Here is a 20,714-nt window from a genome sequence, read left to right on the forward strand (position 1 = left end):
CTAGAACTTCGCTACATGGACATGGTCGTCCGGCCCGCGGGCGGCGAACCACAACGACCCGCCGTCGGACGCCGCGCCGAGGGTTCCCACGATGCTCCCGCTCGGGTACTCCGGCCGTTTGAACCAGCCCGACCAGGTGCCGGACCACTCGTTGGCCCACAGCGAGTAGTCGCTCGCGGACGCGGTGAGCGCGACGTTCGCGCCGACCGCGACAAGCGTCGGGCTGCTGCTGACCGTGCCGCCGATGCCCGTCCAGTCCGACCACGTGGTGCCGACCTTGGTGCGGGCCCAGACGCTGTCGTCGGCGGTGCGGACCGCGACGACCGTGCCGCCCGTGGCCGTCGCCGCGCCGGGACGGCCGTAGATCGGCTTGCCGCCGGGCGCGCCGAGCCCGGACCACTGACCGGCGCTGGTCCGCTGCCAGACCTGGCCGTCGGCGCCGCGCGCGAAGAGCGTGCCGTCGCTGGTCACGGACGGCGAATCGGTCAGCGTTCCGCCGAGCCGCTTCCAGCCGCCCCAGTGCCCGTAACGGTAGGTGCGCTGGTAAGCCGCGTTGTCGAGACCGCGGACGTAGACGTCGATCTTGCCGTCCGAGGCCACGGCGGTGGGCTGGCCGAGGAACCTGCCACCGACCTGATGCGGCCCGTCGAGGCCCTCGACCTGCAGGGAGCCGCCCTGGTCGCGGAAGAACGTCACCGTCTTGCCGCCGGTCCGGACGATCGCCGGGCTGGCAGACGCGTCGCCGCCGAGGTCGTCACCCGGCACGAGATCGGTGCCGTGCAGGCGGAGGAAGGCCGTGCCGTGCGCGGGCACGGTGACCGTGTACGAGCCGGTCGCGCTGCCGCGGTCGGCGCGGGCGCGCAGGTCGCGAACGGACACCCGGCCCTTGAGCCCGGCGTCGGCGAAGTTCAGCGTCATCCGGTTCGGCGTCTCACCGCGGTTGAGCAGGACCACCGCGCGGTCGCCGCCCGAGGAGAGGACCTTGCTGTAGGTGTCGGTGCTGCCGTTCGTCGCGACGCGGACGCCCTGGGTACCGAGGCGGTCCTGGTTGACGCCCACGATCTCCGGGTTCTTCAGCGTGCTGATCATCGACGCGGGCAGCGTGCGCGGGTCCGAGCCGAGGATCAGCGGGGAGGCCATCTCCGCCCACATGACGAACTGGGTGGTCGACTCCTCCTCGTTCAGCTCGTAGGTGTCCTGCTCGGTCTTGCGCATCGGGATCAGGTAGTCGGGGTCGTTGTAGTGCCCCGGCCCGTTGGCCTCGGGGTGCGCGGCGTTGGCGTCCATGTTGCGCAGGACGTCCGTCCAGATCCCCTCGTACGGCGTGCCGAACGCGATGTCCGTGCTGGTGCGCCAGGAGTCGGCGACGAGCGGCCCGTAGCTGTAGGCGATGCCGGCGACCTGGTCCGGTCCGTGCGGGGTGCCCCACTCGTCGGTGACCGGGTTGCAGACGTTCAGCACCATCGGCCGCCCCGCCTTGGCGAGGGCCTTGCTGAACTGCGAGAACGCGTCGGCGGGCTTGAGGTTCTGGGCGATGCCGCAGAGGAAGTCGACCTTGACGGCGTCGAACTTCCAGTTCGCGAACCGCTTGGTGTCCTGCTCGTAGTGGCCGCCGGAACCGGCCGCGCAGTTCTTGCCGTCCGACGCCCCCGCGTCGGTGTAGATGCCGGCCTTGAGTCCGCGGGCGTGCAGGTAGCCGACCAAAGTGGACAGTCCACTCGGGAACTTGGCCGGGTCCGCGAGGAGGTTGCCGCTCTGGTCGCGCGGGTCCGGCGCGGTCCAGCCGCCGTCGATCCAGACGTAGCGGTAGCCGGCGTCGCGCAGGCCGCTGGAGACGAGGAAGTCCGCGACGGACTTGACCGACGTCTCGCTGGGCGCGCCCAGGCCGTAGTAGGTGTTCCAGCCCATGTACGGGGTCTTGGCGACCCCGCTGTCGTAGTAGTCGGGAGCGCCTTGGTCTACGGCCGGCGTGGCCTGGGCCGGGATCGCGACGGCGGCGAGCGCGGCCGCGACCGCGGCTACGACCGCTAGGGATCGCTTCAAGAGCATGTTGCTGGACACCCTTCTCCAGTGAAACAGCGTCGAGCTAGCCGTCGAGCAGCATGCCGGGGCGTGTGATCCTCCGTCAAGAATAAATCCTAAATTAAGATTTCACGCGCTATGCTCTTCTCGATGAACACCGAAGTCGTCACTCTCGGCGAGGCGATGCGGCTGCTGCTCGCCGAGCCCGGCGTCGCGCTGCGGCGCGCGCACACCTTCACCTCGTCGGTCGCCGGCGCCGAGACGAACGTCGCGGTCGGCTTGGCCCGGCTCGGGCACGGCGTCCGCTGGCTGAGCCGCGTCGGCGACGACCCGTCCGGCGCTTCGATCCTTGCGACGCTGCGCGCGGACGGCGTCGACGTCTCGCGCGTCGAGGTCGATCCCACGCGCTTCACGGGCTTCCTGATCCGGGACACCGAGACGGTCGAGTACCACCGAAGCGGCTCCGCTGCTTCGGCTCTGTCAGCCGCGTACGTGCGCGAAGCAGGCTTCGACGGCGCTCGGCTCGTCCACGTCTCCGGCATCACCGCGATGCTCTCGCCTGACGCGCGCGAAGCCGTCGAAGTGCTCTTCGCGCTTGCACGCGCTTCGGGCGCTTGGGTGTCCTTCGACCCGAACGTCCGGCTGAAGCTCGGCCGTCCGGAGCGCTGGCGCGAGACCGTCGGGCCGCTGCTGAGCAGGGCGGACCTCGTCTTCACCGGTGAGGACGAGCTCGAGCTGCTCGGGCAGTCGCCGGACGCGCTGCTCGCGGGCCGGGCGCAGACGGTGGTCGTCAAGCAGCGGGACAAGATCGCGCGGGCCGTCACGGCGGAGGGCTCGTGGAAGCAGGAAAGCCTGGTCACGCGGATCGTCGACCCGGTCGGGGCCGGGGACGCCCTGACGTCGGGTTACCTGTCGGCCTGGCTTCGGGGCGCGTCGCCGGCCGAAGCGTTGCGCGCGGGCGCGGCCTGCGCGGCGCTGGTCGTCGGCACGCGGACCGACCTCGAAGGCCTGCCCGACCAGGGCGAACTGGCCAAGGCACTGATCGGCACGGAGGTGGACCGATGACCTACCGCTGGGAGATCACGGCGGACGCGCTGCGCCAGGGCGTCGTCGGGATCGTGCGCACGCACGACGCGGAATCCGCGGTGGAGGCGGCGCGGGCTGTCCTGGAGGCGGGGTTGCGCTCGGTGGAGCTGCCGCTGACCAATCGGGGCGCGCTGGACGCGATCTCGGGGCTGTCCGCGGCGTACCCGGACGCGACGATCGGCGCCGGCACGGTGCTCGACGAGGCGTCGGCGGTGCTGGCGATCCGCGCCGGCGCGCGGTTCCTGGTGTCGCCGTCGGTGGACGCCGCGGTGATCCGCACCGCCCACCGGTACGGCGTCGCGGCGTTCCCGGGCGCGGGCTCGGTGACGGAAATCGTGCGGGCACTGGAGGAAGGCGCCGACGCGGTGAAGGTGTTCCCGGCTTCCGCTCTCAGCCCGTCGTGGGTGAAGGACGTGCGGGCCGCGCTGCCGCAGGCGCCCCTGGTACCCACCGGCGGCATCGGCCCGGACGACGTGCCACGCTGGCTGGCGGCGGGCGCGGTGGCCTGCGGGGTCGGCTCGGCGCTGACCCGCGGCACCACCGAGGAGATCTCCGCCCGCGTCGAGACGCTGTTGAGGAGCGCGCATGGCTGAGCTGGTCTTCGTCGGCTGCTACACCGGCGACGCGGGGAACGGCACCGGGATCACGACGTTCTCGCGATCGTCCTCCGGCTTGACCGAGGTCGCCTCGCTGCCGCTGGAGTCGCCGTCGTGGCTGACGCGGCACCCGTCGCTGCCGGTGATCTACGCGGCGAACGAGACGGCTTCGGGCGGTGTGACGGCGCTTTCTTTCGATTCCTCCGGCGCGTTGTCGGTGCTGGGCACGGTGGAGACGGGCGGTGCGCACCCGTGTCACCTGGCGGTGACCCCGGACGGCCGGTTCCTGCTGTGCGCCAACTACACCGGCGGCAGCCTGGCGGTGTTCTCGCTGTCTCCCGACGGTGCGCTGGGCTCCCGGACGGCGCTGGTCCAGCACACCGGCAGCGGCCCGTCCGCGGATCGGCAGGAAGCGGCGCACGTCCACATGGCGGTTCCCGGCGACGGCATCGTGAGCGCGGTCGACCTGGGCACGGACGAGATCCGCAGCTACACGCTGTCTTCTGACGGCTCGTTGACGCCGCTCGCGGTCTCGTCCCTGCCGCCGGGCACGGGTCCACGCCAGCTCGTCCGGCGTCCTGGCACCGACCTGGCGTACGTGGTGGGCGAGCTGGCCGGAACGGTGGTGACGGTCCGCGAGACGTCGCCGGGCGCGTTTTCGGTGGTGTCGGTGACTGCCTCGACGCTGTCTTCGGTGACGCCGAACCTGGTGGCCCACCTGGAGCTGACCGGCTCACGGATGTACGTGTCGAACCGCGGCCCGGACTGCGTGACGGAGTTCGCCCTCGACGAGGCCCTGGCGGTCGCCGACCAGCCCTGTGGCGCGAACCCCCGCCACTTCGCCCTGGTGGACGGCACGTGTTACGTCGCAGCCCAGAGCGACGACGCGATCACGGCGTTCACGCTGACCGCGTCGGGCGAGTCCGAGCTGCGCCGCTATCCGACGGGATCGCCGACGTTCGTGCTGCCGGTCTCGCTTCCCTGAAGCCGGAGGATCACCACGTCGGCGTCGTGATCTGCCGTCCAGTCGAACGGGAGGCCCGCGTGCTTCAGGTGCGCTCCCGAATAGCGGTTTCCCGCCGAGTCCACATAGGACGAGTCCGGATCCACCGAAAGGCGCACCCGGGACGACCGGCCGGGGACCAGCGGTGCTCCGGTCAGGGCGCCCGTGTTCCAGGCCAGGACGACCACCGTGTCGCCGTCCTCCGAGGTGTACTGCGTGGCCGCGGTGGGTTCGGCGGGGCCGTGGATGACCCGGGCGGCGCCGTGGTGGATCACGTTGCGGATCTGCTTGTAGAGAGAAACCAGCGAAGCCGCTTCGGCGTGTTGGGCGTCAGACCACTTCGACAGGTCCGCGCCGATGCCCAGCACCCCGGCCATCGCCGTCACGAAGCGGAAGCGCAGCGACCTCGGGCGCGGGTCGAAGACGCCCGGTGCGTCCGTCACCCACGAGCTCATCAGGTGCGGTGCGTGCATCAGCAGGAAGCCGTCCTGGATGGCCAGGCGGTCCAGGGGGCCCGTGTTGTCGCTTGGCCAGACGACGTCCGTGCGCGCGACCGTGGCCAGGTCCGTGCGGCCGCCGCCGCCCGCGCAGGCCTCGATCGTCACGTGGGGGTGGGCCACGCGCAGGTGGTCCAGGACCGCGAGGTAGCCCGCGACGTGCTCCGCGTCGAGGTCCGCGAAAGGCGCACCGGGACGTCCTCGTTCCGTTGGCGGGCGGTTCATGTCCCACTTCAGGTACGAGATCGGGTACGTCGACAGCAACGAGTCCAAAGTGGATTTGACGAAGGAGACCACCTCGGGGAGACCCAGGTCCAGTAGAAGCTGGTTTCGGATTAATGTCAAAGGGCGGCCGTCGATGCGGTACACCCAGTCCGGGTGCGACGCGTACAGCTGCGACTTCGGGCTGACCGCCTCCGGCTCGACCCACAGGCCGAACTCCAGGCCCAGCTCGCGCACCGAAGAGACGAATGCGCCGAAGGAGGACTCCGCAGGCGTCCAGTCGCCCAGGCCGCCGGTGTCGTCGTCGCGGCCGGTGAACCAGCCGTCGTCCACCACGAACAGCTCGACGCCGATGCCGGCCGCGCGCTTGGCCAGCTCCAGCTGGTGTGCGCTCCGGACGTCGAACCCTGTGGCTTCCCAGGAGTTGTAGAGCACCGGACGCGGGCGTCGCCACCGGGAGCCGGCCAGCACGCGGTCGTAGTCGTGCCACACCGAAGCCAGCCCCTCGAGACCGTCCACACTGGACGCCAAGGCGACGCGCGGAGTCGTCAGGGAGGCGCCGGGTTCCAGGAGGACCGGGCCCGGTGACGGCAGCCGGCCGGCTCGGACGCGCGTCAGCCCGGACGGCTCCACGTCGGCGGAGATCTCCCACGAGCCCGGCCACTCCACGGAAACGCCGTAGGCGGGGCCGCCGGAAGCGTCCTGCACCGCCAGCCACGGCACATGAGCGTGGCCCGGGACGCCGAACCGGCTCTCCATCCGGAACCCGCCCGCGGGCAGCGCAACGGACTGCCGCGTGAACTCCTGCGACCACTGCCCGGTCAGGTAGGTCAGGCGCGCCCCGGAGACCGTCGGGACGCACACGCCCGCCGAGCCCAGCCGGTCGAACTCCAGCGTCGACGCACCGCCGTTCGAGAACTCGACCCAGCGGGTGAGCACGTCGGTGCCGGGCACCGGCTGGTAACAGAGTTCCGCCCGCAGCCCGGTCAGTTCGTCCACAAAGGCCAGTCGCAAGAAACCGTCGGAAACAGCACCGTCGAACCGCCACCACGAACCGCCCCGGACCGCGACGTCCGCGCCGGAGAACGGGCGCAGGCCCAGCGGCGCGTACTCGACCGGCGCCGCGTCGGCCTCGGTGATGAAGTGCACCGAGCCCGCGTTCGTGAACACCGACGGGCCGTCCTCGACACCGTGCGGCCCCCACGCGACGAGCTCGGCCCATCGAGAAGACGGATCCAGCGCCACGGTGTACGACGTGGTCGCGAGCGGCACGGTCCACGTCACTTGATCGCCCCGATCGCGAGCCCCGAGATGAAGTGCTTCTGGAACCGCAGGAACACCGCGACCGTCGGCACGGCCGCGATGACCGAGCCCGCCGCGATCACGTTCCAGTTGGACACGTACTGCCCCTGCAGGCCGAGCAGTGCCGGCGTCACCGGCATCACCGTGCCGGTGCGCAGCACGGTGATCGACCACAGCAGGTCGTTGAACGTCCAGGTGAACGCCAGCGCGCCGAGCGCGGCCAGCGCCGGGCGGGTCATCGGCAGGATGATCCGCGCGAAGACCTGCACGACGCCGGCGCCGTCGATCAGGGCCGCCTGCTGGATCTCGTCCGGGATGGACCGCATGAACCCCTGCAGCACGAACGTGTAGAAGCCGAGGCCGAACCCGACCTGCACGATGATCAGCGCGGTCAGCGTGTCGTAGATGCCGAGCAGCTCCGACAGCTTCGCCACCGGCACCAGCAGGATCTGCGGCGGTAGCAGGTTTCCTGACAACATCACCAGGATGATCGTACGCCGCAACGGGATCCGGTAGCGGCTGAGCGCGAACGCCGCCGCCGCGCTGAGCAGCAGGGACAGCAGCACCGTCGGGATCGTGACGATCAGGCTGTTGAGCATCGCGTGCCCGCCGCCGCCCTCGCCCCACGCCTGGCCGAAGCCGTCGAGCGAGAACGACGCGGGCAGCGCGCCCAGGCCGTTCGACGCGATGTCCGAGAACGTCCGGACGCTGGTGGTCAGCACCAGCGCGATCGGCAGCAGCCACAGCACCGAGAGGCCACCCGCGAGCAGGTGGAACCCGGCCGTCCGCGTCCTCCTCACGAGTCCTCCCGGAATGCGCGCACGAGGTACGTCACGATCACGCCGAACGCCAGCACGAAGATGACGACGGCCAGCGCGGACGCGTACCCGAGCCGCAGCGACTGGAACGCCGTCGCGTACATGTACGTGCTGAGCAGCTCGGACGAGTGGTACGGCCCGCCCTTGGTCATCGACCACACGACGTCGAAGGAGCGCAGCGAGTCGATGATGATCACCGACAGGACCACGGAGTTGACGCTGCGCAGCTGCGGCCAGGTGACGTTGCGGAACTGCTGCCACGCCGTGGCACCGTCCAGTTTGGCCGCTTCGTACAGCGCCGGGTCGATGCCCTTGAGCCCGGCCAGGTACAGCACCATGACGTAACCGAGCTGCCGCCACAGCGCCGGGACGAGCACCGCGTACAGCGCGGTCTTCGGGTCGGCGAGCCAGGCGTGCTGCCAGCTGCCGAGCCCGATCGCACCGAACACCTTGTTGACCACGCCGTCCGGCTGATAGATCACCTGCCAGATCAGCGACGTCGCGACCAGCGAAAACACCACCGGCGTGAACAGCGCCGCGCGGTAGAAGCCGACACCTTTCCTCTCGCGCTGCAACAGCGTGGCCAGGGCGAGCCCGCCGACGGCCGAGAGGCCGCCGAAGAGCACGATCCAGATCACCGTGTCGAGCGCGGCGGTGCCGAAGATGTCGTCGGAGAACATCTCGGCGAAGTTCCCGAGGCCCACGAACTCGGGCGCGGAGACGCCGTCCCAGTTCGTCAGCGACAGGTAGAACCCCTGCAACGCGGGCCAGAACACCCAGAACCCCTCGACCACGAGGGGCACCAGGACGAACGCCAGCAGCACGGGCGAGATCCGGCGACGACGTTTCGCCGCCCGCGCGGCCGTCTTGGGTCGTTCCGCGGTCAGCACCGCCATCTCAGGACTGCCAGACCTTCTGCGCGGCGGTCTGCCAGTCGCTCAGGATCGAGTCGAGCTCGTTCGGCTTCTGGATGAACCGGATCAGCGCGGCGTCGGCCGTCGGCTGCAGCGCGTCGGAGGAGTCGCGGTTGAAGAACTGCGTGATCTCCTTGGCGTCGGTGAGCAGCTTCCGTCCCTTTTGGACCAACGGCGTGCCGTTGTCCTTGGCGTCGGGGTTGGTCGGCAGGACCGTGCCGGAGGAGTTCTTGATGTAGAGCTCCTGCGCCTCGGCCGTCGCGACGTAGGAGAACCACTCCTTCACCTCGGCGACGTGCGGGGTGCGCGCGCTGGCGAAGAAGCCGTCGGTCGGGCCCTCCTCGGCCACCGGCACGGCCGGGTCGAGGATCGGGAACTGGAAGAAGTCGAGGTCGTCGAGGGCGTCCTTCGGGGCGGCGTCGGCGAAGAACGTGCCGGTCAGGATCATCCCGGTGCGGCCCTGGAGCAGCACGGTCGTGGCGTCCTGGAACGCGATCGCGGTGCCGTTCGGGTCGGTGTAGGGCAGCGCCTGGCGCCACGGGTCGAAGACCTTCTTGACGCGCGGGTCGTCGAAGCGCTGCTTGCCGGCCAGCAGCTCGCGGTGGAACGGCGCGCCGTTGATCCGGATGTTCAGGTAGTCGAACCAGGCCGACGCGGTCCACGGCGTGGTGCCGCCGGCGCCCATGCCGATCGGCGCGATGCCCTTGCCCTTCAGGGTTTCGCACAGCGCGAGGAACTCGCTCCAGTTGGTCGGCGGCTGCACACCCCACTTCGCGAAGTTCGACTTGCGGTAGAAGAAGCCCCACCAGTAGTAGGACGTCGGGACGAAGACCTGGTGCCCGGCGCCGTCGCCGGAAAGGGAGCGGAAGGCCGCGCTGTAGTTGCCCATGGTCTGCCAGACGTCGCCGACGTCGAGCAGCAGGCCCTTGCGCGCGTACCCGGACAGCAGCGAACCCGGGTACCACGTGAAGGTGTCCGGCGGGTTGGCCGCGGTGAGGTAGCTGGGCAGCTGGGTGCGGAAGGTCTCGGACGCGACGGTGTTGACCGTCGCCTTCGTGCCGCCCTTCGCGCTGAACGCGTTCGCCAGTGCCTCGATCGCCTTCTTCGCCTCGGGCGAAGAGAGGTTCGACTGGACGGTCACCGCGCCGGCGGCCTGCTTGACCGGGCCGGTGGACGCGGAAGTGGCGCAGGCGGCCAGGAAGCTGCCGGACCCGATCGCGCCCAGGCCGGCCAAGCTCGCGTTGCGCAGGAAACGACGGCGGGACAGGCCTGCACTCGTCATGTCGTGACCCCTTTGTCATGTGCACTGGCGTGACTGCTGCCAAAGAGTGCAACCGGGCGACGCCGGTGTCAAGATGTATTCATAATTTATGACGACTTCGTGGGCAGCGTAGGATGCTCGCAGCACGACCGCCGCCAGCTGAGAGGGCCCTCCATTGACCGAACACCGGCCACGCGGGCTGCACGGCCAGACCGTGGAGGCACTGGCCAGCCGGATCCTCTCCGACGAGTGGGGCGAGGGCACCGTCCTCGACCTGCCCGCGCTGCGCGAAGAGCTCGACATCAGCCTCACGGCCCTGCGTGAGGCCCTGAAAGTGCTGGCCGCCAAGGGAATGATCGACGCGCGGCAGAAGCGCGGCACGTTCGTCCAGCCGCGCGAGAAGTGGAACATGCTCGACGCCGACGTCATGCGCTGGCAGACCGCGGCCGCCGACGACCCCGGCCTGCTCGACGAGCTGACGGAGGTCCGCACGGTCGTCGAACCGGCGGCGGCGCGCATCGCCGCCGAACGGGCGTCGGACGAGGACCTGGATTCGCTGCGCGAGGCGCTGTCCGACATGGCCGCGGCGACCGACGCCGAGGCCAGCGTCCAGGCCGACCTGGCCTTCCACCGGCGGCTGATGGCCGCCACCCACAACAACTTCCTGATGCGGATGGAGCGCGTCATCGCGATCGGGCTGGCCGAGCGCGACAAGCTGGTGCACGGCGCTTCGGCGGCGGAGGACCCGGTGCCGTCCCACCGGAAGGTGCTGGACGCGATCATCGCCCAGGACCCCGCCGCCGCCGAGCAGGCGATGCTGGCGCTGGTCACCAAGTCCCGTGACGACCTGGCGAAGGCTCAGCGCAAGAAGTCGTGAGGGGTCACGAGCCGTCGAGGGCGGCCTGGAGCATCCGGGCCGCCGCGGCGCGCGGAGCCGGGTCGACGGCGATCAGCGCGTTGACGACCGCGCCGTCGACCAGCGCGACCAGCTTCTCCAGCTCGGCCTCGGACACCGGCGTGCCCGAACGCGCGAAGATCTCCGTCAGCAGCTCGTTGAGCTGCGCCGACAGCGTCCGCATCAGCGGGCGCAGGTACGGGCGGCGGCCGGTGGCGACCAGGCGCTCGTAGCGCAGGAGCACCGCCTCGGCGTCCGCTTCCTCGTCACCGCTCTCCGGCCCGAGCAGCAGGTCGAGAACCAGCTCCACCATCGCCTGGACCCCGCGGTTGCGGGTCGCGAGCTCCTCCAGCCGGCGGCGGCCGGTCGCCAGCTCGGCGTTGCCGTGGTGCTCGACGGCCGCGGCGACCAGGTCTTCCAGCGAGTCGAAGTAGTACGTCGTGGACGCGAGCGGCAGCTCGGCCCGCTCCGCGACCGCGCGGTGCCGCACGGCGTCGAAGCCACCCTCGACGAGCAGCTTCGCGGCGGCCTCGACGAGCGCGGCGCGCCGTCGTTCTCCCTTGGGCGTGGCCGCGGCGGTCATGACCGTAGATTCTGCCAACCGGGTGCGGCCCGGCTCAGAAGCGGGGCGCGAGTTCGCGCGCGAACCGGTCGACGTCACCCGCGTAGGGGGCCGCGTTCTGCGCGCCGGGGACGCTGACCAGCACCAGCGTGCCGCCGGACATCGTGGCCACCTGGGCCGTCACCGTGCCGGCCGGCTGGGACTTGAAGGCCACCGGGATGCCCTTCGGGTAGACAGCCGCGGCGACCTCACCGCCCGGAACCGGGAACCCCGCGGACCGCGACGCCGTCGTACAGGCGCTGCCCGGGGACGCCTGGGCAGCGGCGACGTGGACGGGGAGCTCGCCAGCGAGGGCGATGGCGAGCTCCCCGTCCACCTGTTCGCACCCGGAGGCGCCTTCGGCCAGCTGGCCGGTCTTCCCGTCCCCGCTGCCCCCCTGCTGAGGCGGCGTGGAGGAGAAGTTCGGTGACTCCCCACCGACTTGAGGACGTGCCGGGCCGAGGCCGGGTTGCCCCGACTGCGCCGACACGGCGTTGTCCTTCGCCGAAGTCAACCCGGGGGTACCCCCCGAGAGCAGTCCGTAAGCTCCGAAGCCGACGACCACCAGCGCCGCGGCGCTCACCCCGGCGGTGATCCGGTTCCGGCGCCGCAGGGTCTGGCGGCGGGACTCGCGGACGACATCCTCCTGCGTGAAACCCGCCGAAGGCTCGTCTCCGGGCGCGGCGGAGAACAACGAGCGCAGCTCCTGCTCATCCATTGGTCTCCACCTCCCGTTCCAGTACCTGCTTGAGGTTCGCCAGCCCGCGGGCGGTCTGGCTCTTCACGTTGCCTTCGCTGCAGCCCAGCGCCTGCGCCGCGCCGGTCACGTCCAGTCCTTCGAAGAACCGCATGACCAGCACCGCCCGCTGCTTGGGCGGTACTTCCTTCAACGCCGCGAGCAGGTCCTCCCTGGTCGCCACGAGGTCGTCGAGGCCGGGACCGTCGTCGACCCGTTCCGGCAACGTCTCGGTCTGCCACTCACGCCGCCACGGACGCCGCGATTCGTCGATCGACGCGCGCACGAGCGTCTTGCGCACGTACGCGTCGGTCGCCGCGCGATCCCTGATCTTCTTCCACCTCCGGTGCAGCGCGACGAACGCCGTCTGCGCGAGGTCGTCCGCCCGGTGCCAGTCGCCGCAGAGCATGTACGCGGTCCGGCGCACGGCGTCCCGCCTGGCGGCGAAGTACTCCGCGAACTCCTGCTCGTCGCGCTGATCCACGCGCTGTCGTGCTCCGCTCTGTTGTCGTCGGTGGGTAGGACGGAATCAGGGGCGTCCACGGTTGCACGGACCGCCCGGGTTCGACCACCCGAGGGCTCATTGATCCTCGTCCGGCCGGTGTGATGTGATCACTCCGTGACCTTCACGCTGCCGCCGCTGGACTTCCGTTCCGACACCGTCACGCAACCGGACGACACGATGCGCGCGGCGATGGCCTCCGCCGAAGTCGGCGACAACGTGCTGGAGCACGACCCGACGATCGCGGCGCTGGAGGAGCGGGCCGCGGACGTCCTGGGCATGCCGGCCGCCCTGTGGACGCCGAGCGGGACGATGGCCAACCTGATCGCGCTGAGCCTGCACCTGAGCCGCGGCGACCGGTTCCTCGCCACGCGCGGCGCGCACGTGCTGACCAACGAGCTGGGCTCGGCCGCGTGGCTGGCCGGCGGTATGCCGGAGGCCCTGGAGCACGACGGTGGCCCGGGGCGCCCTTCGCCGGACGCCCTCAAAGCGGCGATCGGACAACCCGGACCGTACTTCACATTACGGACATCTCTGCTCTGCCTCGAGAACACGCACAACGCGGCGGGCGGCGCGGTGACCCCACCCGACGAGCACGCCCAACTGCTGTCCGTCGCAAAGGACGCCGGGCTGACCGTGCACCTCGACGGCGCCCGGATCTGGCAGGCCGCGGTGGCCCTCGAGGTGCCCCCGGCCGCGCTGACCGTCGGCGTCGACAGCGTGTCGGCCTGCTTCAGCAAGGGCCTCGGCGCGCCGGTCGGCTCGGTCGTGGCGGGCAGCAAGGAGTTCGTCGAACGGGCCCGCCGGATGCGGCAGATGCTCGGCGGCGGCGTCCGGCAGGGCGGCGTGCTGGCCGCGGCCTGCCTGGTGGCCCTGGACCGCGTCCCCGACCTGGCCGAGTCGCACGAGAACGCCCGGCGGCTGGCCGAGGGCCTGCGGGAGCACGGCTGGTCGGCGAACACGCCGGACACGAACATCGTGCTGGCCGCGGTACCCGACGTGCCGACGGCACTCGCCTGGCTCGACTCGCTGGGGATCCGCGCGGTGCCGATGGCGGGCAAGGTCCGGTTCGTCACGCACCGGGACCTGAGCGCGGCCGACGTCGAAGAAGCTCTGCGCCGGCTCAAGGCCGGCGCCTGACCACCTGGGGGAACCTGTGAACTGGATCGTCTTCGACTACGGCGACGTGCTCAGCAAGCCGAGCGCGGCCCGCCCGGAACTGGCCGCCAAGCTGGGCGTGCCGCTGCCCGAGTTCGAGCAGGCCTACTGGGACCTGCGGATCCCGTACGACGCCGGCAGCACTCCGCTGGAGTACTGGCAGGCCGTCGGGGACGCGCTGGACGCCCCGGTCGACGAGGCGCTCTCCGACGAGCTGACCCGGATCGACGTCGAGGGCTGGAGCCACCTCGAACCGTCGTCGAAGGACCTGCTCGAAGCGCTCGCCGAAGCGGGCGCTTCGCTGGCCCTGCTCTCGAACGCACCGTCGGTGTTCGGCGAATGGGTCCGCGCCCAGGACTGGGCGCGGCTGTTCAAGGTGACGCTCTTCTCGGGTGACGTCCGGTGTGTCAAACCGGACGCGAAGATCTTCGAGCTGCTGCTCGAACAGCTCGAGGCGAAGCCGGCCGACTGCCTGTTCTTCGACGACCGCCAGTCCAATGTGGACGGTGCGAACGCGGTCGGGCTCCAGGCCCGCCTGTGGAACGGCGCCGACGCGGCCCGGGCGTGGCTCGGCTGAGCCCCCGGGCCGCCGGCCCGCTCAGTAGCGGTTGATCTGCTTGGGGTCCTTCTTGCCGCTGATGGCGCGGTAGCCGGCCGCGCCCAGGAAGACGATGCCGCCGATGATGGCGATCCACAGGACGGCCTTGAACACGAAGCCGATCACGGCGCCCAGCACCATGAACGCCACCCAGGCGACGATCAGGCCGCCGACGATCTTCCAGAACATGGCTTCCTCCGATGTGTTCCCGCGGCCCCTCCGGCCTGGTGACTCAAGCGTGCCACCTCGGCCGGTGAAACTCCCCTCGTGAGAGCAACGTTCAGGGATGAATCAGGGTTCCCCCTGGCCCAGCCAGGCCCCCAGGCGGCGGACGCCCTCGTCGATGTCGCCGGCGCTCCCGGCGAAGGAGAACCGCACGTACTTGCCGCCGTCGACCGGGTCGAAGTCGACGCCGGGGGTGATGGCGAGGCCGGTGTCGGCGAGCAGCCGCTGACACCAGCTGAGGCTGTCTTCGGTGTGGGCGCTGACGTCGGCGTAGGCGTAGAAGGCGCCGTCGGCGGGGGCGAGCTTGTCCAGCCCGATGCCCTTCAAGCCGGTGAAGAGCCGGTCGCGGTTGGCGCGGTAGTGCTCGACGTGCGCGTCGGCCTCGGCGTACGCCTCGGGCGTGAACGCGGCGATCGCCGCGTACTGCGAGACGGCAGGCGGGCAGATGGTGAAGTTGCCGGTCAGGACGTCGACCGCGCGGTGCAGGCGCTGGGGCACGAGCATCCAGCCGAGCCGCCAGCCGGTCATCGCGAAGTACTTCGAGAAGCTGCCGAGCACCATCGGCTCGCGGCCGTACTGCCAGGCGCAGTCGAGCTCGGCCCCGTAAGCGATGCCGTGGTAGATCTCGTCGCTGATCAGCTGCACGCCGTGTGACGCGCACCAGCCGGTGATGGCGGCGAGCTCCCCGGGCGGCAGCACGGTGCCGGTCGGGTTGCTGGGGCTCGCGACGATCAGGCCGTCGATCGGCCCGAGCTCGTCGAGCAGGGCGACGGTGGGCTGGAAGTTCGTGTCGGCGCCGGTCGCGAACTCGACGACCTCGCAGCCGAGCACCGAGAGCAGGTTGCGGTAGGCCGGGTAGCCGGGCCGGGCCATCGCGACCCGGGCACCGGGGTCGAACGCGCTGAGGAAGGCCAGCAGGAACCCACCGGACGACCCGGTCGTCATGACGACGTCCTGCGCGGTGACGTCGAGGCCGTACCTGTTCCGGTAATGCCCGGCGACGGCTTCCCGCAGCTCGGGGACGCCGAGCTGCTCGGTGTAGCCGAGCGTGCTGCTGCGAAGGGCCTTCTCGGCGGCTTCCAGGACGGGCTTCGGCGCGGGCGCGGACGGCTGCCCGGCCGCGAGCGACACGAGGTCGCCGTGACTGCGCTGCCGGGCTCCGGCCGCGGAAAGGACGTCCATGACGTGGAAGGGCGGCACCGCGGCCCGCAGCGCGGGCCCGGCGAAGGCTCCGAGGTCGACCATGCGGCCAGGCTAACCCGGCTCAGTAACCCTGGTAGGCACCGCCGTGGGCCATGGCCTTGATGCCGGGCACGTTCCCGAGGCCGCCGTAGCGGTCGATCGAGTACTTCACCCCGGCGATGATGTTGTCGACCGGGTTGTAGATGTTGTCGTGGCCGGGCAGCTTGTGTGCGTTGAACGTCGAGTCGATGCACTGCATGAGCCCCTTGGAGGGGTGCCCGGCAGCCGCGTTCGAATCCCAATTGTTGATCGCGTTCGGATTTCCGCCGGACTCGTGCTGGATGATCGCCCAGATGTTCGGAATGTCGGCGTCGGTCACCGGCACGCCCGCGGCCTGCAGGGCCTTGATGGCCTCCTGGATCCACTGCTGGACGTTGCCCGGGGGCGGCGAGGAGGGCGGGCCGCCGCTGGGCCCGAGGCCACCGCCTCCGCCGCCACCACCACCGCCGCCGCCGCCCCCACCGCCGCCTCCGCCGTGGGACGCGCCGTTGGAGTGGATGCCGCCGGTGCTCTTGGGAGCCGCGGCCGAGCTGGCCGGCAGCGGCACCTGGTCGTAACCGCCCTCGATCTGCTGGGACATCAGCGTCTGCGAGGCCTTGATCGCGGTGTCGGCCTGGGTCTGCAGCCCGGCCACGTCACCGTCGTAACCCGCGGTGATGGTGTGGATGTCGGCCTTGGCCGTCTCGAGGATTTCGGCCGCGCTGGGACTCGGGGCCGGCTTGCCGTTGTCGACCGCCGTCTTGGCGTCGGCCAGCGCCTTGTTCATGGCGGTCTCGGCCTGGGTGTTGCGTTCGTTGACCGCCTTTTCCGCGGCCAGCTGCTTGTCCTGGACGGTCTTCTTGATCTGCGCGAGGTTCTGCTGCAGGTCGTCGAGATCCTTGGCGACGTCCTCGAGGTGGGTCTGCACCTTGGTGCCGGCGTCGCGGACCTGGCGGACGTAGGTGAAGAACTGGTCCGCCGCCGGACCCGCCCACACCTGCGCGTCCAGTGAGTCCGTCGAGGTCTTCAGCGAGGCGTTGTGGTCACCCGCGTTCTTTCCGGCATCGCGGAACTGCGTCGCGGCGTCGGTGATTTTCTGCAGATTGACCTTTTCGACCTGATCGACCTTCTTCATGAAGGCGTCCCAATTGTCCGGTGTCCCGGCGCCGACCCCGTTCAATGCCACTCTCGTGCCCCCTGCTCAGTTCACTTGTCGACGTGCAGCTTCAGATCGCTCGCCCCGACCTGGTCGGTTTCGGCGATCAGGCCGGCGGCCTTGCGCATGGCGAACCCCAGCGCCTCCATGTGCTTGCCCGCGGCGTCGAACTGGCTGTGCACGCCGTCCTTGAACTTGCCGACCGCGCCGTGCGCGTCGCCGTTGTCGTCCATACCGCCGAAGGGGCTTTCCTTCTCGTGGTCCAAGCCGGTGACCTTCTGCTTGGACTTTTCGAACTCGTCCTTCAGCTTCTCCACCTGGCCGGCCGCGATGGCCATCGAGTCGGTGTCGTAGACAGGCACGGTTCGTCATCCCCTTCGGAAAACTTGTGTCCGCCCGATCAGACGTCGTCGTGACCAGGACGGTTCCCCGCATACTTTATGACTTCCCGCGCACTCTGCGTACCGATCTCCGCCAACTTCCACCCGGCGGGGCTCAGGCCTCCGCCATCAGCTCGCGGATCCGGGTCGCCAGCAGGACGTTGTCCGACGGCGTGACCGTCGCCCACTCGCGGCCGTCGCGGTCCTTCGCCACCTGGAAGAGGTAGCGGCCCGCGTCCGTGTCGAAGAACGCCACCACGCGGGGGGCGCGGTGGACGATGCCGTCGCGGCTCGTGCGCTCGGCGCCGAACTGGCCGCGGGCCTCCTGGCCCAGCAGCATCCCGGACAGCTCCTGGGCCTGGAACAGCACCACGCCCTGGTCTTCCAGCGCCGTGACCAGCGCCTTCGGGTCGCCATTCGCCGCCGCGTCCGCCGCGCGCAGGGTGTCGTACGGGATGCTGACCGTCTGGCCGATGCCCGGGCCCAGGTCGCCGGCCACCGAGACCGCCGCCTCCGGGAGGCCGTCTTCCGTCGCCGGGATCAGCCACACCTCGCCGCTGTCGACCACCGCCAGCACCGCCTGGCTGCGGACGCTGACCGCGCGGCCGCGGATCTCGCGTTCGGCCCACACCCACACGTCCACGCCGAACTGCGGGCGGGCCAGCAGGTGCAGCGTGTCGGCCACCTCGCCGGACACCCGGCGGTTGCGGGCCAGCCGCCGGTCGGCCAGCGACGACCAGGCCGACTCCACGAACTCCGCGCGTTCCGTGCGGGTGGTGCCCGCACTCGGCACGTCCAGCGCGACGTGCCGGCGGGGCAGTTCGAGCGATTCCCAGAGCACGTCGAACTCCAACGCGGACAGCACGAGGCTGCCGTGCTCACGCGTCATGGTCACCGATCACGTCGGGCGAGACCATCCGCTGGTCCGCGAACAGGTCCTTGTCGTCGACGCCGAAGCGGCGGACGTGCTCGGCGTCCTCCTCCTGCGGGGCCGCCTTCGACAGGAACCTCGGGTCCTCGCCCTTCTGCTTCGCGCCGATCTGCTCCGACTTCCGCAGCGCGGCCGCCTCTTCCTCGGGCAGCTCGCCGACCGGCAGCGGCCGCACCGGGCCCTTCGACTGGCTCTGGCTGCGCTTCTCGCGGTCCTTGTCGCCGGCGAGCGCGCCACCGGCCGCGCCTGCGCCGACCGCCGCCGCACCCGCGCCCAGCTCGCCCGGGGTCGCGCCCGGCTTCGCCGCGAAGCCGCGTTCGGCGGTGAACTGTCCCGGTGCGATCGGGGCCTGCGGCCCGGCGCCGACCGTGCGGCCCTTGGCCAGCACGCCGTCCGCGCCGCGGTTCGCGCCACTGGCCGAGCCTTCGAGTCCGGTCACGCCGGCGCCGGACGCACCACCGCCGCCGAGCCCCTTGATCGGCGACGTCGCCGTCGAGCCGGTGCCCGGGCCGCCGGGCAGCTGCCCGGGTGCGCCGGACGAGCCGGGCGCACCGGGCGGGACGAAGGTGTTCGGGTCGCCGCCGCCGGGCAGGCCGGGGTTGAACCCGCCGGGACGGCCGGGCTCACCGGACGTGCCGCGGCCCGGCGCGGTGACCCAGCCGGGGCCGGGTGACGTCGGCGGCTTCGCGCCCGAAGGCGCCGTCGCGGAGCTGGGTGTCGTGCCCTGGCTCGCCGCCGGGGCGGTCGCGCCGGTCTGGCGCGGTGCCTGCGCCGGCGGCCGGGACGGCTGCTGTTGCTGCACCGGGGTGCCGTAGAACGGGGTCGGCGGGTCGGCGTGGACGGTGTGCGACACCGGCTGCACCACCGGCGGGTCGACGTGCACCGACCGGACCTTGTCCGAAGCCGGCCGCACGCTGCCGTCGGGAGTGACCGCGACGGACGCGGCGGCGACGTCCAGCACGCCGGGCGTGACGCCGGGAGCCGCCAGCTTCAGCGACTCCGGGTCCGACAGCGACTGCGTCGACAGCAGGTTGGTCCCGCTGTCCTGCGCGTACTCGTTCAGGGCCTGCGTCGCCTGCGCCTTGGCGTCGTTCGCGGCTTCGACCTGGCGCGCGTGGTCGGTCTCGAAGCCGATCAGGCTCAGCAGCAGGCCGTCGGTGAGGCTGTAGCCGCCCGCGCCCTTCCGGACCGTTTCGGCGTCCGGGAGCTTGTACTTGGTGCGGTTGAACGCCTCACCCTGCGCGAAGACCATTTCCGCGGCGTGCGCGACCTTCGTGGTGGCGTCCTGGGAGAACCCGGCCTGCTCGGTGAGCACCTGGCTGGCCGCGCCGCCCGCCTGGCTCTGCCACTCGACGCCGAGCTTGAGCAGCTGCGACCGCAGGGTCTGGTCGGTGTGGGCGAGCGCCGTCGCGACGGCCTTCAGCGCGTCGACGGCGGTGCCGATGCTGCCGGTGCCGTCGCCGTTGATCATCCGCGTGATCTGGTCGGCGATCGCGGTGTTGGTCCAGCCGTCGAACCGGTGGTTCTGGATCCCGGCCGCGAGCTCGGAGAATTCCACGCGCCCTCCCTAGTTGCGTGACTTCAAGGACTGCAGCGCCAGGTCGGCGGCGTGCGCCGACATCTCGCACAGCTGCGGCTGGGTGAGCTTGCCGCGGGTGATGGCGAAGGTCTGGACGGTCAGCGTCTGGCCCCTCGCGACGCCGACGAGGGTCTCGCAGTCGGCCGGGTCGCCGGCCGCGCGGTAGTTCGTCAGCGCCGGGTAACCGCCGATGTTCTGCGGCACGGTGGTCATGCTGTTCTTCTTGCGGGCGCCGGTGATCCACTGATCGAGGTCCGCCGCCACCGCCCCCACGTGGTAGGAGTGCATCGGCTCGGCGCCGTCCGCGTCGAAGACGCAGACCGGCCCGTCCGGCTCCGGTGCCTCGCGGGGGACGCTGGTGATCTTCAACGCGTCGAGCTGCACCTGCGGCAGCACGTCGCACAGGTCGACGTTCTGCAGCGTCAGCTCGGCCGGCCGTTGCGGCAGCTGGGCCGCCTTGGCGCTCTGCGACGCCGCGGTCGCGGCCGTCTCGACCGGGTAGGGGGTGCCTTCGGTGCCCGCCGAGCAGCCGGCGAGCGCCGCCGTCGCGAGCACGCCCCCGGTGATCCGCAAGGTCCGGTTACGCACCGTGCTTGCCGCGGTCACCGAACACCGCCGCCTTCTCGTCTTCGCTGACGTTGTAGTCCTTCGCGGCTTCACGCAGCTGCGACACCAGGCGCTTGAGGCCGGCGACGTACTCGCGGACCTGGCCGGCGTAGGAACGGTCGCCGTCGGCGATCAGCGCGTTCCACGCGTCGATCGACTGGGTGCTGATCACGTCCGCGGACGGGGCGTCGATCCGCAGCAGGCCGAGGCGGGTCAGCAGCTGGTCTTCGAGGCCGTTGGCCTGCTCTTCGACGATCCGGGCGACGTCGAGCAGCTTGTCCGGGTGGACCAGGACGTCCGCGGCCGCCGGCGCCACCGGGACGGCCGTGCTGAGGTCGTACGAGGGTCCTGACAATGCTCTCCCCTGACGTGATACCGACGGTGACCGGCCGACTCCCGTTGAGG

At 71.0% G+C, this 20,714-nt stretch carries 22 protein-coding genes; 6 read left to right on the forward strand and 16 right to left on the reverse strand.

Going from position 1 to position 20,714, the window contains the following annotated elements:
• Positions 1 to 2,049 (reverse strand): hypothetical protein, encoded by a 2,049-nt coding sequence (locus ACGFMK_RS08230; protein ID WP_392759566.1) that lies wholly within the window; start codon positions 2,047 to 2,049, stop codon positions 1 to 3.
• Between the two features lie 123 nt (positions 2,050 to 2,172).
• Here ACGFMK_RS08230 and ACGFMK_RS08235 point away from each other — a divergent pair, with 123 nt between their 5' ends.
• From ACGFMK_RS08235 to ACGFMK_RS08245, 3 genes are read left to right on the forward strand one after another with little or no spacing between them, the layout of a single operon-like run.
• Complete coding sequence (locus tag ACGFMK_RS08235; protein WP_392759568.1) at positions 2,173 to 3,087, forward strand: sugar kinase; 915 nt, start codon at positions 2,173 to 2,175, stop codon at positions 3,085 to 3,087.
• Positions 3,084 to 3,701, forward strand: a complete 618-nt coding sequence (locus ACGFMK_RS08240; RefSeq protein WP_392759569.1) for a bifunctional 4-hydroxy-2-oxoglutarate aldolase/2-dehydro-3-deoxy-phosphogluconate aldolase — start codon at positions 3,084 to 3,086, stop codon at positions 3,699 to 3,701. The genes ACGFMK_RS08235 and ACGFMK_RS08240 overlap by 4 nt, the downstream gene beginning before the upstream one ends.
• Positions 3,694 to 4,689: a lactonase family protein gene (locus tag ACGFMK_RS08245; RefSeq protein ID WP_392759571.1), complete on the forward strand. Its 996-nt coding sequence runs from the start codon at positions 3,694 to 3,696 to the stop codon at positions 4,687 to 4,689. Before ACGFMK_RS08240 ends, ACGFMK_RS08245 begins: the two co-directional genes overlap by 8 nt.
• Here the strand turns inward: ACGFMK_RS08245 and ACGFMK_RS08250 are convergent.
• The 4 genes from ACGFMK_RS08250 to ACGFMK_RS08265 are packed head-to-tail and all read right to left on the reverse strand — an operon-like array spanning position 4,641 to position 9,742.
• Positions 4,641 to 6,710, reverse strand: a complete 2,070-nt coding sequence (locus tag ACGFMK_RS08250) for an alpha-galactosidase (RefSeq protein ID WP_392759573.1) — start codon at positions 6,708 to 6,710, stop codon at positions 4,641 to 4,643. The genes ACGFMK_RS08245 and ACGFMK_RS08250 overlap by 49 nt on opposite strands.
• The gene (locus ACGFMK_RS08255; protein ID WP_392759575.1) at positions 6,707 to 7,528 is read right to left on the reverse strand and encodes a carbohydrate ABC transporter permease; all 822 of its coding nucleotides are present in this window, start codon (positions 7,526 to 7,528) and stop codon (positions 6,707 to 6,709) included. Before ACGFMK_RS08255 ends, ACGFMK_RS08250 begins: the two co-directional genes overlap by 4 nt.
• Entirely contained in the window at positions 7,525 to 8,442 is a 918-nt protein-coding gene (locus tag ACGFMK_RS08260) for a carbohydrate ABC transporter permease (RefSeq protein ID WP_392759577.1), read from the reverse strand. The genes ACGFMK_RS08255 and ACGFMK_RS08260 overlap by 4 nt, the downstream gene beginning before the upstream one ends.
• Position 8,443: 1 nt before the next feature.
• Positions 8,444 to 9,742 carry an ABC transporter substrate-binding protein gene (locus ACGFMK_RS08265; protein WP_392759579.1) on the reverse strand — a complete coding sequence of 433 codons (1,299 nt, stop codon included), beginning with the start codon at positions 9,740 to 9,742 and terminating at the stop codon, positions 8,444 to 8,446.
• 154 nt (positions 9,743 to 9,896) lie between these two features.
• Between ACGFMK_RS08265 and ACGFMK_RS08270 the strand changes: the two genes are divergently transcribed.
• On the forward strand, positions 9,897 to 10,598 hold the full coding sequence (locus tag ACGFMK_RS08270; protein ID WP_392759580.1) for a FadR/GntR family transcriptional regulator: 702 nt from the start codon (positions 9,897 to 9,899) through the stop codon (positions 10,596 to 10,598).
• Between the two features lie 4 nt (positions 10,599 to 10,602).
• On the opposite strand, the gene ACGFMK_RS08275 is transcribed toward ACGFMK_RS08270, so the two are convergent.
• The 3 genes from ACGFMK_RS08275 to ACGFMK_RS08285 are packed head-to-tail and all read right to left on the reverse strand — an operon-like array spanning position 10,603 to position 12,437.
• Positions 10,603 to 11,199, reverse strand: coding sequence for a TetR/AcrR family transcriptional regulator (locus tag ACGFMK_RS08275; RefSeq protein WP_392759582.1), 597 nt, complete (start codon positions 11,197 to 11,199; stop codon positions 10,603 to 10,605).
• A 34-nt stretch (positions 11,200 to 11,233) separates the two neighbouring features.
• Positions 11,234 to 11,935: a hypothetical protein gene (locus ACGFMK_RS08280; protein ID WP_392759583.1), complete on the reverse strand. Its 702-nt coding sequence runs from the start codon at positions 11,933 to 11,935 to the stop codon at positions 11,234 to 11,236.
• A complete protein-coding gene (locus tag ACGFMK_RS08285) occupies positions 11,928 to 12,437 on the reverse strand; it encodes a SigE family RNA polymerase sigma factor (RefSeq protein WP_392759584.1) in 510 nt (169 codons plus the stop codon). Before ACGFMK_RS08285 ends, ACGFMK_RS08280 begins: the two co-directional genes overlap by 8 nt.
• Before the next feature lie 135 nt (positions 12,438 to 12,572).
• Between ACGFMK_RS08285 and ACGFMK_RS08290 the strand changes: the two genes are divergently transcribed.
• Positions 12,573 to 13,595, forward strand: coding sequence for a threonine aldolase family protein (locus tag ACGFMK_RS08290; RefSeq protein WP_392759586.1), 1,023 nt, complete (start codon positions 12,573 to 12,575; stop codon positions 13,593 to 13,595).
• 16 nt (positions 13,596 to 13,611) lie between these two features.
• Positions 13,612 to 14,190, forward strand: a complete 579-nt coding sequence (locus tag ACGFMK_RS08295) for an HAD family hydrolase (RefSeq protein ID WP_392759588.1) — start codon at positions 13,612 to 13,614, stop codon at positions 14,188 to 14,190.
• A gap of 21 nt (positions 14,191 to 14,211) precedes the next feature.
• Here ACGFMK_RS08295 and ACGFMK_RS08300 read toward each other — a convergent pair whose 3' ends face one another.
• The 8 genes from ACGFMK_RS08300 to ACGFMK_RS08335 form a co-directional block, all read right to left on the reverse strand.
• Positions 14,212 to 14,400: a hypothetical protein gene (locus ACGFMK_RS08300; RefSeq protein WP_392759589.1), complete on the reverse strand. Its 189-nt coding sequence runs from the start codon at positions 14,398 to 14,400 to the stop codon at positions 14,212 to 14,214.
• Positions 14,401 to 14,502: 102 nt separating this feature from the next.
• On the reverse strand, positions 14,503 to 15,681 hold the full coding sequence (locus tag ACGFMK_RS08305; RefSeq protein ID WP_392759591.1) for a pyridoxal phosphate-dependent aminotransferase: 1,179 nt from the start codon (positions 15,679 to 15,681) through the stop codon (positions 14,503 to 14,505).
• 19 nt (positions 15,682 to 15,700) lie between these two features.
• Positions 15,701 to 16,792 carry a transglycosylase SLT domain-containing protein gene (locus ACGFMK_RS08310; protein ID WP_392759593.1) on the reverse strand — a complete coding sequence of 364 codons (1,092 nt, stop codon included), beginning with the start codon at positions 16,790 to 16,792 and terminating at the stop codon, positions 15,701 to 15,703.
• Between the two features lie 71 nt (positions 16,793 to 16,863).
• Positions 16,864 to 17,175 (reverse strand): hypothetical protein, encoded by a 312-nt coding sequence (locus ACGFMK_RS08315; RefSeq protein WP_392759595.1) that lies wholly within the window; start codon positions 17,173 to 17,175, stop codon positions 16,864 to 16,866.
• 133 nt (positions 17,176 to 17,308) lie between these two features.
• Positions 17,309 to 18,082, reverse strand: a complete 774-nt coding sequence (locus tag ACGFMK_RS08320) for an ESX secretion-associated protein EspG (RefSeq protein WP_392759597.1) — start codon at positions 18,080 to 18,082, stop codon at positions 17,309 to 17,311.
• On the reverse strand, positions 18,072 to 19,682 hold the full coding sequence (locus ACGFMK_RS08325) for a hypothetical protein (RefSeq protein WP_392759598.1): 1,611 nt from the start codon (positions 19,680 to 19,682) through the stop codon (positions 18,072 to 18,074). Before ACGFMK_RS08325 ends, ACGFMK_RS08320 begins: the two co-directional genes overlap by 11 nt.
• 9 nt (positions 19,683 to 19,691) lie before the next feature.
• The gene (locus ACGFMK_RS08330; protein ID WP_392760095.1) at positions 19,692 to 20,258 is read right to left on the reverse strand and encodes a DUF3558 domain-containing protein; all 567 of its coding nucleotides are present in this window, start codon (positions 20,256 to 20,258) and stop codon (positions 19,692 to 19,694) included.
• A 25-nt stretch (positions 20,259 to 20,283) separates the two neighbouring features.
• Positions 20,284 to 20,625, reverse strand: coding sequence for a hypothetical protein (locus ACGFMK_RS08335; RefSeq protein WP_323325719.1), 342 nt, complete (start codon positions 20,623 to 20,625; stop codon positions 20,284 to 20,286).
• Between the last annotated feature and the right edge of the window lie 89 nt (positions 20,626 to 20,714).

Origin of the sequence: Amycolatopsis sp. NPDC049252 (assembly GCF_043197175.1) — a bacterium.
GTDB lineage: Bacteria > Actinomycetota > Actinomycetes > Mycobacteriales > Pseudonocardiaceae > Amycolatopsis.